Source organism: Brevundimonas vesicularis (assembly GCF_027886425.1).
GTDB lineage: Bacteria > Pseudomonadota > Alphaproteobacteria > Caulobacterales > Caulobacteraceae > Brevundimonas > Brevundimonas vesicularis_C.
Genome location: NZ_CP115671.1, coordinates 1651633 through 1668013 on the forward strand (window position 1 = coordinate 1651633; position 16381 = coordinate 1668013).

The following is a 16381-nucleotide window of genomic DNA, read 5'->3' on the forward strand; positions in this document are numbered from 1 at the left end:
AAGGTCAAGCATCGCTTCCGAACGGCGCTCGCTGATCACAGGGCCCTGGCGGCCTCCAGCACGGCGGCGGCGTGGTCGGCGACCTTCACATTGCGCCAGGCCTTGGCGACGTGGCCCTCGGCGTCGATCAGGAAGGTGGCCCGCTCGACGCCCATATATTCGCGGCCATAAAGCTTCTTCTGCACCCAGACGCCCCAAGCCTCGCAGGCGGCGCCGTCCTCGTCGGAGGCGAGGGTGACGGCGAGATCGTATTTGGCCTTGAACTTGTCGTGCTTCTTCACCGTGTCCTTGGACACGCCGATGACCGGAACGCCCAGCGCAGCGAAGTCGGGCGCCAGGGCGGTGAAGTCCTGGGCCTCGCGCGTGCAGCCGGTCGTGTCGTCCTTGGGGTAGAAATAGATGACGGCGGGCTTGCCCTTTAGGGCGTCGAGGGCGACGCGGCCGCCGCCGTCCGTGGGCAGGTCGAGGGCGGGCGCGGGCTGGCGTTCATTGATCATTGGGTGTCTCACTCATTCCGCTCATCCCCGCGAAGGCGGGGACCCAGTCCTTGGCGTCCTTCAGGCCGCCAAGGCGAAAGTCATCATACAGATCGAGCCAGTTCGAATTTTCCTTTTCGATCATCTGAAGCTTCCAGTCTCGGTTCCATTTCTTGATCTGCCGTTCCCGGCGGAATGCGGCCTCACGCGTTTCGTGAACTTCGAACCAGACCAGCAGATCCACGTCATACTTGGCGGTAAAGCCGGCGAAGGTCTTGTTCCTGTGCTGCGCGACACGCTGGATCAGGTCATCGGTCGAACCTGTATAGAGTGTTCCATTTCGGCGGCTTGCGACGATGTAGGTGAAGAAAGCCATGCTTTAACATCGTCTGGGTCCCCGCTTTCGCGGGGATGAGCGGAAGTAGGAAATCTGGCGGGATTGAGAGAGTTAGACGGGCCTCACCAGAACGATCTTTTTCTTGCCCGCCGCCAGTTTGATGACGCCGTCCTTGAGGTCGGCCTCGGTCAGCAGTTGGGCGCCGTCGGACACTGCGGCGTCGTTGAGGCGCAGGCCGCCGCCTTGGGCCAGGCGACGGGCCTCGCCGTTGGAGGCCGTCAGGCCAGCCTTTGTCACGACGGCGGCGATCATGGCGCCGTAAACCTCGGCCGACGGCAGTTCGACGGTCGGCAGGTCAGCGGACAACTGACCCATTTCAAAGTTGCTTTCGGCGGCGGCGCGCGCCTTTGCGGCCTCGTCCGCGCCATGCAGGAGCGTGGTCGCGGCGTCGGCGAGGGCCTTCTTGGCCTCGTTGATGGCGGCGCCCTCAAGGGCCTCGTATTCCGCGATCTGCTCCAGGCTCAGGTCGGTGAACAGGCGCATGAAGCGGCCGACGTCGGCGTCCTCGGCGTTACGCCAGAACTGCCAGTAGTCGTAGGGGCTGAGTTGTTCGGCGTTCAGCCAGATGGCGCCCTGAGCGGTCTTGCCCATCTTACCGCCCGATGCCGTGGTCAGCAGCGGCGTGGTCAGGCCGAAGGCGGCCTTCTGATCCACGCGGCGCACCAGATCCACGCCCGAAGTGATGTTGCCCCACTGGTCCGAGCCGCCCATTTGCAGGGTGACCTTGTGGCTGCGATTGAGCTCCAGGAAGTCCACCGACTGCATCAGCATGTAGTTGAACTCAAGGAAGGTCATCGGCTGTTCGCGCTCAAGGCGCAGCTTGACTGAATCGAAGCTCAGCATCCGGTTGACGGTGAAGTGGGTGCCGAAATCCCGCAGGAACTGGATGTAGCCGTAGCCGGACAGCCAGTCGTCGTTATTGACCATGACCGCATCGGTCGGTCCGTCGCCGAACGTCAGGAACTTGGCGAAGACCGTCTTGATGGTGTCGATGTTGGACTGGATTGTCTCTTCGGTCAGTTGCGGACGCGACGTATCCTTGCCGGTGGGGTCGCCGACCTTGGTCGTGCCGCCGCCCATCAGGACGATGGGCTTGCCGCCCGCTTGCTGAAGCCGGCGCAACATCATGATCTGGATCAGGCTGCCGACGTGCAGTGACGGTGCAGTGGCGTCGAAACCGATATAGCCCGGCACCACGCCCGCAGCGGCCGCCTCGTCCAATTCGACGGGGTGGGTGATCTGATGGATGTAGCCGCGCGCCTGAAGCGTGCGCAGGAAGTCGGATTTGAAGGCGTGTTCGGTCATGGTGAGGCTGGGTTAGCAGGGATGACGAGGGTCGTCTTCCTTTAGTCGAGGCGGCGTCGGCTGTTCAGACGGTGAGGATGAAAAACACCGTCTAAAGTGTCTAATTCGTCTAATCTCGGTCGGCGCGAAATTGCACTGCACCGCGAAAGCGCGTGCAAAATGCAAGATGGTGCAGTTCAGGCGGAGCGGCTTTGGGCATGGCTCGCCCATTGTACGACCGTTTTGCAGAGTGACAGGGTAAGCGCTGCTGCTTCGTGTCAAAGCCTTGTTTTGTCAGGGTATATCTGGCGAAAATACTAAGGTTAGTGTGACTTTTGAGCGTGGCCGCTACTTCAATCCGTCCTGCGCCAACGTGTAGGCGACCACGGCGTTGGCGTGGCCGTGGCCCATGCCGTGCGCGTCCTTGAGAATGGAGACCAACTCCATGTGCCGGGCGGGATAGCCGTCGCGCACAATCTGCTGCCAATAGGAAATAGGATGGCCGTAGGTCTTCTCGATTGAGGGGAAGTATGACGCCGGACCCTTCACGGGATTGTCGGGCATGAGGTTCTCCGTTTCCAGAACCGATACTATCGCAACGCGCGGTGAGCGTCATGGCGATGCATGAGCGTTGACCGTGCGCGTTGCTTCGATACGAAGGCTCTATGCGTCTGCCTCTGATCCCGCACCCGACATCCAGCCCGGCCGGGCTGACGCTGGAGGTCGAGGCGCGGCGAGCCGGGCGGGTGTTGAGCCTGGAGTATGTGCTGGCCGGACCGGTGGATGGGGTGTGGCGGCCGGAGACGGCGGCGCGGGTGCGGACGGATGGGCTGTGGCAGGCAACCTGTTTCGAGGCGTTCGTTCGCACCGAGGCGGGCGGCTATGTCGAATACAATCTGTCGCCGTCGGGGGCGTGGGCGGCCTATCGATTCGACGGCTATCGCGAGGGGATGCGGGATCTGGAGATGCCCGCGCCGTTCATCGTGACGCGGTCGGCGCCCGGACAGTTCGTGCTGACGGCGGACGTGACGTTGCCGGAGGATGCCGTTGGGGCGGCGGGGTTGGCGGCGGTGATCCGGGGCGTGGACGGGGCGATCGGCTATTGGGCGCTGGCGCATCCTTCGGATAAGCCCGACTTTCATCATCCCGACTCGTTCGCGCTGGACCTGACATGAACTTCGGCCTCGACCGCCTTTTGTCCGACGACGCCCTGAGGGCGCAGCTGAAGGGACGGCGCGTGGCCTTGCTGGCGCATCCGGCGTCGGTGACCAAGGATCTGACCCACGCGGTGGACGCCCTGGCCGCCTGTCCCGAAATCCGGCTGACCGCCGCCTTTGGCCCGCAGCACGGGATGAAGGGCGATCTGCAGGACAATATGATGGAGAGCCCGGACTATCGCGATCCGGTGCACGGCTTGCCCGTCTTCAGCCTGTACGGCGAGGTGCGGCGGCCGCGCGACGAATGGATGGCCGAGTTCGACGTGCTGCTGGTCGATCTGCAGGACCTGGGCTGCCGAATCTACACCTATGTGACGACCCTTCTGTACGTGCTGGAGGCGGCGGCGAAACACGGCAAGTCGGTCTGGGTGCTGGACCGGCCCAATCCGGCGGGACGGCCGGTCGAGGGGATGACGCTGAAGCCCGGCTGGGAAAGCTTCGTCGGGGCCGGGCCGATGCCGATGCGGCACGGGATGACGATGGGCGAATTGGGCCTGTGGTTCATCGACCAGTTCAAGCTGGATGTGGATTATCGGGTGGTGGAGATGCAGGGCTGGGCGCCCGAGGCGGGGCCGGGCTTCGGCTGGCCGCTGCTGGACCGGTCATGGGTCAATCCCAGCCCGAATGCGCCGAACCTGTCGATGGCGCGCGCCTATGCGGGCACGGTGATGCTGGAAGGCGCGACCCTGTCGGAAGGGCGGGGGACGACACGGCCGCTGGAGCTGTTCGGGGCGCCGGATATCGACGCGCGGGCGGTGATCGCGGAGATGCAGGCGCTGGCGCCGCAATGGTTGGGCGGCTGCGTCTTGCGCGACATGTGGTTCGAGCCGACCTTCCACAAGCACGTCGGAAAGCTGTGCAGCGGGGTGCAGATCCACGTCGATCACCCCGGCTACGACCATGCTTCCTTCAGGCCGTGGCGGGTTCAGGCCCTGGGCTTCAAGGCGATCCGGCGGCTGTATCCCGACTACGACCTGTGGCGGGATTTTCCGTACGAATATGCGTTCGGCAAACTGCCCATCGACGTGATCAACGGGGGGCCGGGCCTGCGGGAATGGGTGGACGACGCAGGCGCGACGCCGGGTGAACTGGATGCCGCGACGCAGCCGGACGAGGCGGCGTGGGAGGAGGCCCGGAGACCGTTCCTGCGGTATTGAAACCCGCCTAAACTTCGCCATGAAGGCGGCATCGCCTCGCGGCTCGATCGTGGAGGGGCGTCATGATTGGATTGATCCTTGCGGCCGCGCTGTTGTCGCAGCAGCCAGCCGGCCTGAGTGCCGAGGCGAGAGCGCTTGTTGTGTCGGTCGCTGAGGCGATCGCAGCCGAAAAGGCGCGGCAGGCCGCCTTGCCGCCACCAACGACAGATCGCGAGCGACTCGAACGCATGGGCGCGCTGGATCAGGTCGGCAGGCGCGCGTTTACGGTGCTGGATTTCAGCGCCCTGCCTGCCGACGAGCGACAAACCGCCGAGACCTTGGCGTGGGCGGACATCAACGCGGTGGACAAGGCCTTGCTGGACGAGCTTTTGACAATGGTTCCGGCGGAAGGATGGTTCAAAAAGTCAGTCTATGGCGAGCGTGCAGCCGGCGCCGCCTTCCTGATCATTCAGCATTCCGATTTAGAAAAGTGGCGACGGTTCGTTCCTGTTCTGGAGGCGCTGGTCGCGCAGGGCGAAGTCGAGGGTCAGAGCTATGGTCTGATGTACGACAGGCTGGCGATAAACGAGGGCCGCCCGCAGCGTTACGGTACGCAGATGACCTGCAAGAATGGGCGCTGGGTAGTCGACACGCTGGAGGATCCCGAGCGCGTCGAACAATGGCGTCGTGAGATGAAATTCCCTTGGACGCTGGCGGGATACGAGGCGCGGTTCCGAGACTATCCGCCTTGCACCCAGCAATCGCAGCCATAACCAAAATCTATTGCGCATCTGCAAATAAGTGATTGGGCTTATTTGGTGCGGTGCGGTAGGGAGAGCGCCTCCCAACCACCTTGCATTGGATTTTGCGCATGGCCCTCATCAACACGACCATCAAACCCTTTACGGCCGAAGCCTATAAGGGCGGCAAATTCCTGACGGTCACGGACGCCGACGTCGCGGGCAAGTGGGCGATCTTCTTCTTCTATCCGGCTGACTTCACCTTCGTGTGCCCGACCGAACTGGAAGACCTGGCCGATCACTATGCCGAGTTCCAGAAGCTGGGCGTCGAGATCTATTCGGTGTCGACCGACACCCACTTCTCGCACAAGGCCTGGCACGACTCGTCGCCGGCGATCGGCAAGATCGAATACACGATGCTGGGCGACCCGTCGGGCCTGGTGACCAACAACTTCGACGCCATGCGTCCGGGCGTGGGCCTGGCCGACCGCGCGACCTTCCTGGTCGATCCGGACGGCGTGATCCAGTTCACCGAGACGACGTCGGAAGGCATCGGCCGCAACGCCGCTGAACTGCTGCGCAAGGTCAAGGCCGCCCAGTATGTGCGCTCGCACCCGGGTGAAGTCTGCCCGGCCAAGTGGGAAGAAGGCGAAGCCACCCTGGCCCCGTCGCTCGACCTCGTCGGCAAGATCTAAGACTGACTACGCCTATCGGGTCCGGCCTTCGGGTCGGACCCACCCGGCCGCCTCCCAAATGCGGGACGCGGACCTTATCCCGCAGGCCTCGCCGGGATCGGCTCGAAGGCGGCGCGTTACCCTGAAATTCGAGGAGCATCCGATGCTAGACGCCAATCTGAAATCCCAGCTCGAAGCCTACCTCAAGAACATCGTCCATCCCGTCGAACTGGTCGCCTCGCTGGGCGCGGGGCCCAAGTCGATTGAGCTGAAGACCCTGCTGGAGGAGATCGTCTCGGTCTCGCACGGCAAGGTGGAGATGGGCCGCGACTATGACGACGAGCGCCAGCCCAGCTTCTTGATCCGCAGGAAGGGTACGGATATCGGCGTTCGGTTCGCGGGCATCCCGCTGGGTCACGAGTTCACCTCGCTGGTGCTGGCCCTGCTGCACGTCGGCGGCCATCCGTCCAAGGCGGCGCAGGAGGTGATCCAGCAGGTCAGGGACCTGGACGGCGACTATGTGTTCGAGACCTATTTCTCGCTGTCGTGTCAGAACTGCCCGGACGTGGTGCAGGCGCTGAACCTGATGAGCGTGATCAATCCGCGCATCAAACACGTCGCCATCGAGGGCGGCCTGTTCAAGGACGAGGTCGAGCAACGCAAGATCATGGCCGTGCCGACGGTCTTCCTGAACGGCGAACTGTTCGGTCAGGGCCGGATGGAGCTGGAGCAGATCGTCGCCAAGCTGGATTCCGGCGCCGAAGCCCGCGCGGCCGAGCGTCTGAAGTCGAAGGATCCGTTCGAGGTTCTGGTGGTCGGCGGCGGGCCGGCCGGGGCGGCGGCCGCCATCTATACGGCGCGCAAGGGCATTCGCACGGGCGTCGTCGCCGAACGCTTCGGCGGACAGGTGCTGGATACGATGGCGATCGAGAACTTCGTCTCGGTGCCCTACACCGAGGGGCCCAAGCTGGCGGCCCATCTGGAGCAACACGTCCGCGAGTACGAAGTGGACCTGATGAACCTGCAGAAGGCGGCCAAGCTGATCCCGGCCAAGGTTCCAGGCGGCCTGCACGAGGTGGTGCTGGAGAACGGCGCATCGCTGAAATCGCGGACCATCATCCTGTCGACCGGCGCGCGCTGGCGCCAGATGAACGTGCCGGGCGAGGAGCAGTACAAGAACAAGGGCGTGGCCTATTGCCCGCACTGCGACGGGCCACTGTTCAAGGGCAAGCGGGTGGCGGTGATCGGCGGCGGTAACTCCGGCGTCGAGGCGGCCATCGACCTGGCGGGCATCGTGGCCCATGTGACCCTGATCGAATACGACAGCGAGCTGCGGGCCGATGCGGTGCTGCAGCGCAAGCTGGCGACCCTGCCGAACGTGCGGATCGTGACCTCGGCCCTGACGACCCAGGTGCATGGCGACGGCGAGAAGGTGACGGGTCTGTCCTACAAGGACCGCAACTCCGACGCCCATCACGACGTCGATCTGGAAGGCATCTTCGTGCAGATCGGGCTGGTCCCGAACACCGAGTGGCTGCACGGCGCGGTGGGCCTGACCCCGCGCGGCGAGATCGAGGTGGATCACCGCGGCGAGACCTCGCAGCCGGGCATCTTTGCGGCGGGCGACGCGACGACCGTGCCCTACAAGCAGATCGTCATCGCCATGGGCGAGGGGTCAAAGGCGGGTCTGTCGGCCTTCGACTACATGATCCGCACCGAACCCGCGAAAGAGGCGGTGGTCGAACCGGCGTGATCGCCTAACGGTGAGGGCAGCCGGGCCAGCAGCAGGGGCGGCGCTTGCCGTCGGTCAAGCTCGCCCGGCCCCAATCCAGCCGTTTGCGCCGGGTGTCCGCCTTCTTGGCGGACTCGATCCAGCAGATCCATTCGTTGCGGGCCAGGGGCGTGATGTCGCGCCAGGTCGCCAGGGCGTCGGGCGCGGCGACCAAAATCTCGCGCAGGTCGTCCGGCAGTTCGTGAACCACGCCGCCCGGGATGTCGGTCGCATCGGCCATGCCCATTTGTCGCAGCGACAAGCCTTGTCGGCAACGGCGCTTTAGAAGCGTCGTGCGAGACCGACGCCGAACTCCACATCCGGGCTGTCGTCGTTCAGGCCGAAGTTGAGGCCGAAATCCAGCTGGGCGTCGGGCAGGGCCGGGGGCGACCAGACGGCGGTCAGGTCGAAGGTGGATGGCGTGGTCGGGGCGACGGGATCATCGTCGCGGCTGATCCAGACCTCGGCGCCCAAGTCCCATTGGCCGAAGCCGCGTCCGACGCCGGCGACCATCGTATAGGCGCCGTGGCGGCCGTCGCCGTCCGCATCCGAGACCCAGCCGATCTCGGGCGACAGGCTCAGGGTCCAGTCGTCGTTCAGCGGGATGGAGACCGGCAAGATGACGCCGCCCTCAAAACCGTCGGCGCGAATATCGCGCGCACCCGTCGGCGCAGTGATGAAGCCGGAAATCGCAACGGACAGGCCCGAACCGTCAGGGTTATTCAGCGAGTGGCGCAGGCCGATACTGAGATCGCCGACGCCCTTAGCCGTCTCACGGTCGCCGGTCGCGCGGTCGAGGATCCGTTCGCGGTTCCAGGTCGCGAGCCCGAGCTGAAGCTCGGTCAGGCCGGTCAGGCCATAGCGCACGAACAGGTCGCCGGCGTCCCAAGTGTCGGTCCGTGTCGTGCCGTCCGTCTGACGCGCGCCGTCGAACAGGCCGAGTTCGACCTGCCAGCGGCCCTTGTCGAGGATGCAGGTCGGCGTGCCCTTGCCGGGGCGATCGGCGCAGAATTCGCGCTCTGGCGCGGACTGAGCCGCCACCGCCGTGGGCGAGGCCAGGCAGGCGATCAAGGCGATCAGAAGAGGCTGGCGCATGGCGGATCTCGCAGCGATGTCTCGCCCGATCATGCCGCCCGCGCCTTAATCAGCCGTGACGCCGAGCAGAATAACAAGCCGGATGTCAGGCCGGCTTTTCTTCCAGACGCTTGTCCAGATAGGCGCCGACGCGGGTTTCGACCGCGCTCATGTGGTCCTGCCAGAAGTGGCTGGCGCCCTCTTCCAGTTCGTAGTCGATGATGATGCCCTTTTGGGTGCGCAGCTTGTTGACCACGCGCTCGACCTCGACCGGCGGTACGATGGTGTCGGCCGTGCCGTGCAGGAACAGGCCGGACGCCGGGCAGGGCGCCAGGAAGCTGAAGTCATACATGTTCGACGGCGGCGAGACCGAGATGAAGCCGTCCGTCTCGGGGCGACGCATCAGAAGCTGCATGCCGATGTAGGCGCCGAACTGATAGCCAGCGACCCAGGTCTGGCTGGCGCCGGGATTATTGGCCTGGAGCCAGTCGAGGGCGGTGGCCGCGTCGGCCAGCTCGCCGATGCCCGAATCGAACTCGCCCTGCGACTTGCCGACGCCGCGCGAGTTGTAGCGCAGGGTCGCAAAGCCGCGCTGCTGGAACAGCTGATGCAGGGTGACCGCGACCGGGTTGTTCATATGCCCGCCCGCCTTGGGGTGCGGGTGCAGGATCAGCGCGATCGGGGCGTTCGGGCGCTTGCCCGGGGAATAGCGGCCTTCGATGCGACCGGAGGCGCCGGGCAGGATGACTTCAGGCATAGGGGCTCTGGAATCCGTTCAACTGTCATTTCGCGAGTGCGTAATACTTGACCGCAGAGGTGGGACTTTCTAAGTCCCTCCGCAAGCGCGCCGCCTTTGCGAAGGCGCGGGTTCTAGCACAGGAGCCCCGAAAAGCGCGCAATATTTGAAGGTGCGAAATGCGTCTGTCGACCAAAGGACGATACGCCGTGATGGCGATGGCCGATCTGGCGAAGAACGGACGCGGCGAGAGCGGTGAAATCCGGGCGGTTTCGCTGGCCGAGATCGCCGCACGCCAGGAGATTTCGCTGAGCTATCTGGAGCAGTTGTTCGCCCGATTGAGGAAGAGCGAACTGGTCAAGAGCGTGCGCGGACCGGGCGGCGGATACCGTCTGGCCAAGGCGGCGCACGAGACGGTGGTCGCCGAGATCGTGCTGGCGGTGGATGAACCGATCCGGGCGACGCGGTGCGTGGCGCATGGCTCGCCGAAGGGCTGCATGCTGGCCGGCGAGCGCTGCATCACCCACAATCTTTGGGAAGACCTGGGCGACGAGATCCATCGCTATCTGGCGGGCGTGTCGCTGGAGGATGTGGTGATGAACCGCACGGGCCAGCGTCGGCGCAACGTCGAGCCCTCTGCCGTGGGGGTCGCGGCATGACCGGCGTCTATCTGGACTACAACGCCTCGGGCCTGGTGCGGCCGGAAGTGCTGGAGATCATGGCCAGGGCCCTGGCCGACAACGGCAATCCCTCGGCGGTCCATGCGGCTGGCCGGCGGGCGCGAGCGCGGGTCGAGACCGCGCGGGCGCAGGTCGCGGATCTGGTCGGGGCCGATCCGACGGCGGTGGTGTTCAATTCGGGCGGCACCGAAGCCAATGCTCAGGGCATCGCCAGCGCCCTGGCGGCCGGGTGCGAACGGTTGATCGTGTCGGCGACCGAGCATCCTTGCGTGGCCGAAGCGGCCGCGAATGCGGGCGTAGCCGTAGAGGTGCTGCCGGTCGATGCGAACGGGGTGGTCGATCTGGACTGGCTGGCGCAGGCGCTGCGCCATCCGGGCCGGTCCGTGGTCGCCATCCATCATGCGAACAACGAAAGCGGCGTCATTCAGCCGATCGCCGAGGCGGCGGCTCTGGTGCGGGCGGCGGGCGGCTGGCTGCACGTCGATGCGATCCAGTCGGCGGGCAAGGTCGCGGTCGATATGCGCGCGCTGGATGCGGACACCCTGACCCTGTCGGCGCACAAGCTGGGCGGGGCGCAGGGCGTGGGCGCCCTGATCTTCAAGGCAGGTCTGTCGGGCGTACGGATCCTGCACGGCGCGGGGCAGGAGCGGGGCCTGCGCGCCGGGACCGAGAACGTCCCGGGCATCGCCGGGTTCGGCGTCGCGGCCGATTGCGCGGCGCGGGATCTGGAGATGATGGCCTCGCACGTCGCCTGGCGCGATGCGGCCGAGGCGAAGGTCAAGGCCGCGGGGGCGACCATCATCGGCGGCGACGTGGCGCGTCTGCCCAACACCCTGTTCATGGCCGTCGAAGGCTGGGACAGTCCGCAGCAGCTGATCACCCTGGACCTGACGGGCGTCATGGTGTCGGCCGGCTCGGCCTGTTCATCGGGCAAGGTGAAGCCGTCCAAGACCATCAGCGCCATGGGGCTGAACAGCCTTGCGACCGGGGGCGTTCGCGTGTCCGGCGGCTGGGGCACGGTCGAGAGCGACTGGGCAAGGTTCGCCGACGCCTGGGTCGCCGCCTACAACAAGCACAAGACGCGCGCCGCCGAGCGCGTGAGAGAGGTCGCCTGATGGCCGCCGTCAAGGAAACCATCGACGCCGTCGCCGCGCTGGAGAAGTACGAGCACGGCTTCACGTCCGATATCGAGACGGAATATGCGCCCAAGGGGCTGAGCGCCGAGATCGTGCGCTTCATTTCCGAAAAGAAGGGCGAGCCGGAGTGGATGCTGGAATGGCGTCTGGCCGCCTATGAGCGCTGGCTGGCGATGGAGGAGCCGACCTGGGCGGCGGTCCGTTACGAGCCCGTTGATTACCAGGACCTGTTCTACTATGCGGCGCCCAAGGCGAAGGAGGGGCCCAAGTCGCTGGACGAGGTCGATCCCGAGATCCTGGAAATCTACAAGAAGCTGGGCATCCCGCTGAAAGAGCAGGAGGTGCTGGCCGGGGTTCAGGGCGCGCCCAAGGTCGCCGTTGACGCCGTGTTCGACAGCGTGTCGGTGGTCACGACCTTCAAGGAAGAACTGGCAAAGGTCGGCGTGATTTTCATGCCGATTTCCGAGGCCTTGCGCGAATATCCTGATCTGGTGCGGCAATACCTGGGGTCGGTGGTGCCGGTCTCGGACAATTATTTCGCAGCGCTGAACAGCGCGGTCTTTTCGGACGGGTCGTTCGTCTACATCCCGCCGGGCGTGAAATGTCCGATGGAGCTGTCGACCTATTTCCGCATCAACGCCAGCCAGACAGGCCAGTTCGAGCGGACCCTGATCATCGCCGACAAGGGGGCTTATGTTTCCTATCTGGAAGGCTGCACCGCGCCGATGCGCGACGAGAACCAGCTGCATGCGGCCGTGGTCGAAATCGTCGCGCTGGACGACGCCGAGGTGAAATATTCGACGGTCCAGAACTGGTATCCGGGCGACGCCGAGGGCAAGGGCGGCATCTACAACTTCGTGACAAAGCGCGCCGACTGCCGGGGTGATCGGTCCAAGGTGTCGTGGACACAGGTCGAGACCGGCTCGGCCGTCACCTGGAAATATCCGTCCTGCGTCCTGAAGGGCGAAGAAAGCTCCGGCGAGTTCTATTCCATCGCCATCACCAACGGACATCAGCAGGCCGACACCGGCACCAAGATGATCCACCTGGGCAAGAATTCGAAGTCGCGGATCATCGCCAAGGCGGTGTCGGCGGGACGGTCGGATTCGACCTATCGCGGTCTGGTCTCGGTGCATCCGAAGGCGACGGGCGTTCGCAACTTCACCCAGTGCGACAGCCTGCTGATCGGCAAGGAGTGCGGCTCGCACACCATCCCCTATATCGAGGCGCGCAACGGCTCGGCCCAACTGGAGCACGAGGCGACGACGACGCGCCTGTCCGACGACCAGATGTTCTACGCCCAACAACGCGGGCTTTCGCAGGAGGAGGCGGTGGCCCTTCTGGTCAACGGCTTCGTCCGCGACGTGATGCAGAAGCTGCCGATGGAGTTCGCCGTCGAGGCGCAGAAGCTGGTGGCGATCAGCCTTGAGGGGAGCGTGGGGTGACCAGCTTCCACCAGCGCTTTTTCAATCGTCGGCTAACCGGCTTTTACTCCAAGGGACCGAAGGCGCGTCGTTTTGGTTTTATAGGCCTCGGCGTTTTCCTTACTCTTGGCGCAACCGGCCTCGCCTTGCTTTTCAATGGGCAAAAGACCCTCGGCCAGATCATCCTCGGCGCATTGGCCATTTTGATCATCGCTTACAACGGCTTTGTGTCCACTCGTTCGGACCTGTGAGAACCATGCTTTCCATCAACGACCTCCACGTCTCCGTTGGCGACAAGCCGATCCTCAAGGGGCTGACGCTCGACGTTCCGGCCGGCGAGGTGCACGCCATCATGGGGCCGAACGGGGCCGGCAAGTCGACGCTGGGCTATGCCCTGTCGGGACGGCCGGGCTATGAGGCGACGGAAGGATCTGTCGAATGGGCGGGCGAGGACATGCTGGCGCTGGACCCGGCCGAACGGGCGGCCAAGGGCGTCTTCCTGTCGTTCCAGTATCCGATCGAAATCCCCGGCGTGCCGGCCCTGACCTTCGTGCGGACGGCGCTGAATGCGCAAAAGCGCGCGCGGGGCGAGGAGGAGGTGGCGGCGCCCGCTTTCCTGAAGCTGGTTCGCGAGGCGTCCAAGGCGCTGAAGATGGACTTCGACATGCTGAAGCGGCCGCTGAACGTCGGCTTCTCCGGCGGCGAGAAGAAGCGGATGGAAATCCTGCAGATGGCTCTGCTGGAGCCGTCGCTGCTGATCCTGGACGAGACCGATTCCGGCCTGGACATCGACGCCCTGCGCATCGTGTCGGAGGGGGTCAACGCGCTGCGTCGTCCCGACCGCGCCATGCTGGTCATCACCCACTATCAGCGCCTGCTCGACTATATCAAACCGGACCGGGTGCATGTGCTGGCCGGGGGTCGGATCGTGGCGTCGGGCGGGCCGGAATTGGCGCTGGAGCTGGAGGCGGAAGGGTACGATAAGTATCTGCCGCAAGCTGCATGAGCGCGGTCTTCGCCCTCGACCTGACCGACGCCGAAACCTATCCGTCGCGACGGACGGAGGCGTGGAAATACAGCGACCTGAAGCGCTATCTTCGCGCCGCGCCGGAGCCGTCCGGCACGGCCGAGGTCGGGCCGCCGGGACCGTTTTATGATCTGGGCGGGGAGGCGATCGTCTTCGCCAACGGGCGCGCCGTGGGCGTGACCGACTTCATCGCCTCGGGCGAGCGGACGCTGCGGCTGCGCTATGTGTCGGACGCCGTCGGCACGGGCCACACGGCCAGCGCGCGGGTGTCGGCGCGCGCCGGCGCCAAGCTGCTGCTGCTGGAAACGCACGAGGGCGCGGGCTCGGCCTACGTCGCGCACAATACGCTGGAACTGGACGTGGCGGCCGGGGCCGAGGTGACGCGCGTCGTCCTGGTCGAGGAGCCGGAAGACGCCATCTCCATCGCCGAGGCCCATGTGAAGGTCGAGGCGGGCGGCATCTATCGCCAGACTATCGTCACGACCGGCGCCAAGCTGCAGCGGATCGAGACGCGCATCACCCACTATGCGCAGGGCGCGAATGTGCAGGCCGACGGCCTGTATCTGCTGAACGGATCGCGCCATACTGACCTGACCAGCGTGGTGCGCCACGTCGAGCATGACGGCGCGACCTCGCAACTGATCAAGGGCGTGGCCCGCGATACGGCGCGCGGCGTCTTCCAGGGCAAGATCGTGGTCGAGCGCGGCGCCGACGGCACCGATGCGCGGATGGGCCATCACGCCCTGATCGCCAGCGAGCGGGCCGAGATCGACGCCAAACCAGAACTGATCATCTACGCCGACGACGTGCAGTGCGCGCACGGCAACACCGTGGGGACGCTGGACGAGAGCGCCCTGTTCTACATGCAGCAGCGCGGGATTCCGGCCGACGAAGCCCGCGCCCTGCTGACCCAGGCCTTCCTGATCGAGGTCATCGACCGGATCGAGCATGAGGGCGCGAGAGAGGTGGCGCGGGAATGGCTGACGGCGCGGTTGTGAACACCTTCGATCCCTTTGCCGTGCGGGCGCAGTTCCCGATCCTGTCGCGTCAGGTGAACGGCAAGCCGCTGGTCTATCTGGACAATGCGGCCTCGGCGCAGAAGCCGCGCGCGGTGATCGACGCACTGGTGGCGACGATGGAGGGCGGCTACGCCAACGTCCACCGGGGCCTGCACACCCTGTCGAACGAGGCGACCGAAGCCTTCGAAAAGGCGCGCGAGATCGTCGCCCGCTTCCTGAACGCCGAAAGCGCCGAACAGGTGGTCTGGACCAAGGGCGGGACCGAGGCGATCAATCTGGTCGCCAACGGGCTTGGGCTGTCGATCGAGCCGGGCGACGAGATCATCGTCTCGGAGATGGAGCATCATTCCAACATCGTGCCCTGGCATCTGCTACGTGAACGGCGCGGGGCGGTGATCAAGTGGATCCCGGTCAAGGACGACGGCTCGCTGGACATGGCGACCTATGCCGACCTGCTGGGGCCCAGGACGCGGATGGTGGCGGTCACCCACATGTCCAACGTGCTGGGAACCATCAATCCGGTCGCCGAGATCAGCCGCCTGGCCCATGCGGCGGGGGCGCAGGTGCTGATCGACGGGTGCCAGGGGGCGGTCCATGCGACGCCGGACGTTCAAGCCATCGGCTGCGACTTCTACGTCCTGACCGGGCACAAGCTGTTTGCGCCCACCGGCATCGGCGCCCTGTACGGCAAGGCCGAGGCGCTGGAGGCGCTGCCGCCCTATCAGGGCGGGGGCGAGATGATCGAGACGGTCGAGCAGGACCGCGTGACCTATGCCCGGCCGCCTCACCGGTTCGAGGCGGGGACGCCCCCGATCCTGGAGGCCATCGGCCTGGGCGCGGCCTTGGAATGGCTGGCGCAATACGATCGGGCGGCCGTACAGGCGCATGAGCATGCCCTTTATCAGCACGCTGTTGACCGACTTCAGGGTCAGACCTGGCTGCGGATTCTGGGCGAGGCCGAAGGCAAGGGCGCGATCCTGACCTTCGCCGTCGAGGGCGCGCACGCACATGATGTCGCCCAGATCATGGACCGTTACGGAGTCGCGGTGCGCGCGGGTCTGCACTGCGCCGAGCCGCTGGCGAAAAGAATGGGGGTGACGTCGAGCACCCGCGCCTCCTTCGCCCTATATAACACCGTGGAGGATGCCGACGCCTTCGTGGATGCGCTGATCAAGGCGCGGAACTTCTTCGTGTAAGCCGATGACAGATCAACCGATTCAAGACAGCGACGCCTTCAAGGACGCTTGGGACGAACCTCAGAAAAGCGCCCTGTCGCAGGCCGAGCTGGACACCCTGACCGATCAGCTGATCGAGGCGCTGAAGTCTGTCTATGACCCGGAAATCCCGGTCGACATCTATGAGCTGGGCCTGATCTACCGCGTGGACGTGAACGATGACCGCGATGTGGTGGTGGACATGACGCTGACGGCGCCGGGCTGTCCGGTCGCCGGCGAAATGCCGGGCTGGGTGGAGACGGCGGTGGAAAAGGTCGAGGGCGTGCGCAGCGCCAAGGCCAATCTGGTGTTTGATCCGCCGTGGGACGCTTCCAAGATGAGCGACGAGGCCAAGCTGGCCCTGAACATGTTCTGA

The 16381-nt window shown here is 65.2% G+C and carries 20 protein-coding genes; 13 read left to right on the forward strand and 7 right to left on the reverse strand.

The window, feature by feature from the left end; translation table 11 throughout:
- Positions 1-35: 35 nt before the first annotated feature.
- The 4 genes from PFY01_RS08270 to PFY01_RS08285 all read right to left on the reverse strand — a co-directional run bounded on the left by PFY01_RS08270 (position 36) and on the right by PFY01_RS08285 (position 2721).
- Positions 36-497, reverse strand: a complete 462-nt coding sequence (locus PFY01_RS08270; protein ID WP_271040939.1) for a peroxiredoxin — start codon at positions 495-497, stop codon at positions 36-38.
- Positions 487-852, reverse strand: a complete 366-nt coding sequence (locus PFY01_RS08275) for a GIY-YIG nuclease family protein (RefSeq protein WP_271040940.1) — start codon at positions 850-852, stop codon at positions 487-489. The genes PFY01_RS08270 and PFY01_RS08275 overlap by 11 nt, the downstream gene beginning before the upstream one ends.
- A gap of 72 nt (positions 853-924) precedes the next feature.
- Positions 925-2178 carry a tyrosine--tRNA ligase gene (gene tyrS, locus PFY01_RS08280; RefSeq protein ID WP_271040941.1) on the reverse strand — a complete coding sequence of 418 codons (1254 nt, stop codon included), beginning with the start codon at positions 2176-2178 and terminating at the stop codon, positions 925-927.
- A 327-nt stretch (positions 2179-2505) separates the two neighbouring features.
- Entirely contained in the window at positions 2506-2721 is a 216-nt protein-coding gene (locus tag PFY01_RS08285; RefSeq protein ID WP_271040942.1) for a DUF4287 domain-containing protein, read from the reverse strand.
- A 101-nt stretch (positions 2722-2822) separates the two neighbouring features.
- Here PFY01_RS08285 and PFY01_RS08290 point away from each other — a divergent pair, with 101 nt between their 5' ends.
- The 5 genes from PFY01_RS08290 to ahpF all read left to right on the forward strand — a co-directional run bounded on the left by PFY01_RS08290 (position 2823) and on the right by ahpF (position 7677).
- Positions 2823-3332, forward strand: a complete 510-nt coding sequence (locus PFY01_RS08290; RefSeq protein WP_271040943.1) for a DOMON-like domain-containing protein — start codon at positions 2823-2825, stop codon at positions 3330-3332.
- Positions 3329-4531 (forward strand): DUF1343 domain-containing protein, encoded by a 1203-nt coding sequence (locus PFY01_RS08295; protein ID WP_271040944.1) that lies wholly within the window; start codon positions 3329-3331, stop codon positions 4529-4531. The genes PFY01_RS08290 and PFY01_RS08295 overlap by 4 nt, the downstream gene beginning before the upstream one ends.
- Before the next feature lie 62 nt (positions 4532-4593).
- Positions 4594-5283, forward strand: a complete 690-nt coding sequence (locus PFY01_RS08300) for a DUF6624 domain-containing protein (protein ID WP_271040945.1) — start codon at positions 4594-4596, stop codon at positions 5281-5283.
- Between the two features lie 98 nt (positions 5284-5381).
- A complete protein-coding gene (gene ahpC / locus PFY01_RS08305; RefSeq protein ID WP_017504020.1) occupies positions 5382-5945 on the forward strand; it encodes an alkyl hydroperoxide reductase subunit C in 564 nt (187 codons plus the stop codon).
- A gap of 142 nt (positions 5946-6087) precedes the next feature.
- Positions 6088-7677, forward strand: a complete 1590-nt coding sequence (gene ahpF / locus PFY01_RS08310; RefSeq protein ID WP_271040946.1) for an alkyl hydroperoxide reductase subunit F — start codon at positions 6088-6090, stop codon at positions 7675-7677.
- A gap of 4 nt (positions 7678-7681) precedes the next feature.
- Here ahpF and PFY01_RS08315 read toward each other — a convergent pair whose 3' ends face one another.
- The 3 genes from PFY01_RS08315 to PFY01_RS08325 form a co-directional block, all read right to left on the reverse strand.
- Positions 7682-7957, reverse strand: a complete 276-nt coding sequence (locus PFY01_RS08315; protein ID WP_271040947.1) for a YdeI/OmpD-associated family protein — start codon at positions 7955-7957, stop codon at positions 7682-7684.
- A 20-nt stretch (positions 7958-7977) separates the two neighbouring features.
- Positions 7978-8790 carry a transporter gene (locus PFY01_RS08320; RefSeq protein ID WP_271040948.1) on the reverse strand — a complete coding sequence of 271 codons (813 nt, stop codon included), beginning with the start codon at positions 8788-8790 and terminating at the stop codon, positions 7978-7980.
- An 85-nt stretch (positions 8791-8875) separates the two neighbouring features.
- The gene (locus PFY01_RS08325) at positions 8876-9526 is read right to left on the reverse strand and encodes an alpha/beta hydrolase (protein ID WP_017504016.1); all 651 of its coding nucleotides are present in this window, start codon (positions 9524-9526) and stop codon (positions 8876-8878) included.
- A 158-nt stretch (positions 9527-9684) separates the two neighbouring features.
- On the opposite strand from PFY01_RS08325, the gene PFY01_RS08330 reads away from it, so the two are divergent.
- Genes PFY01_RS08330 through PFY01_RS08365 form a run of 8 tightly spaced genes read left to right on the forward strand, consistent with a single transcriptional unit; the run spans position 9685 to position 16381 of the window.
- Positions 9685-10164 carry an Rrf2 family transcriptional regulator gene (locus tag PFY01_RS08330; RefSeq protein WP_055753471.1) on the forward strand — a complete coding sequence of 160 codons (480 nt, stop codon included), beginning with the start codon at positions 9685-9687 and terminating at the stop codon, positions 10162-10164.
- Positions 10161-11300 (forward strand): cysteine desulfurase family protein, encoded by a 1140-nt coding sequence (locus PFY01_RS08335; RefSeq protein WP_271040949.1) that lies wholly within the window; start codon positions 10161-10163, stop codon positions 11298-11300. The genes PFY01_RS08330 and PFY01_RS08335 overlap by 4 nt, the downstream gene beginning before the upstream one ends.
- Positions 11300-12766: a Fe-S cluster assembly protein SufB gene (gene sufB / locus PFY01_RS08340; RefSeq protein WP_271040950.1), complete on the forward strand. Its 1467-nt coding sequence runs from the start codon at positions 11300-11302 to the stop codon at positions 12764-12766. Before PFY01_RS08335 ends, sufB begins: the two co-directional genes overlap by 1 nt.
- Positions 12763-12996, forward strand: coding sequence for a hypothetical protein (locus PFY01_RS08345; protein WP_153922749.1), 234 nt, complete (start codon positions 12763-12765; stop codon positions 12994-12996). The genes sufB and PFY01_RS08345 overlap by 4 nt, the downstream gene beginning before the upstream one ends.
- Before the next feature lie 5 nt (positions 12997-13001).
- A complete protein-coding gene (sufC, locus tag PFY01_RS08350; RefSeq protein ID WP_271040951.1) occupies positions 13002-13751 on the forward strand; it encodes a Fe-S cluster assembly ATPase SufC in 750 nt (249 codons plus the stop codon).
- Positions 13748-14770, forward strand: coding sequence for a Fe-S cluster assembly protein SufD (gene sufD, locus PFY01_RS08355; protein ID WP_271040952.1), 1023 nt, complete (start codon positions 13748-13750; stop codon positions 14768-14770). Before sufC ends, sufD begins: the two co-directional genes overlap by 4 nt.
- Complete coding sequence (locus PFY01_RS08360) at positions 14749-15987, forward strand: aminotransferase class V-fold PLP-dependent enzyme (protein ID WP_271040953.1); 1239 nt, start codon at positions 14749-14751, stop codon at positions 15985-15987. The genes sufD and PFY01_RS08360 overlap by 22 nt, the downstream gene beginning before the upstream one ends.
- A 4-nt stretch (positions 15988-15991) precedes the next feature.
- Complete coding sequence (locus tag PFY01_RS08365; protein WP_017504008.1) at positions 15992-16381, forward strand: SUF system Fe-S cluster assembly protein; 390 nt, start codon at positions 15992-15994, stop codon at positions 16379-16381.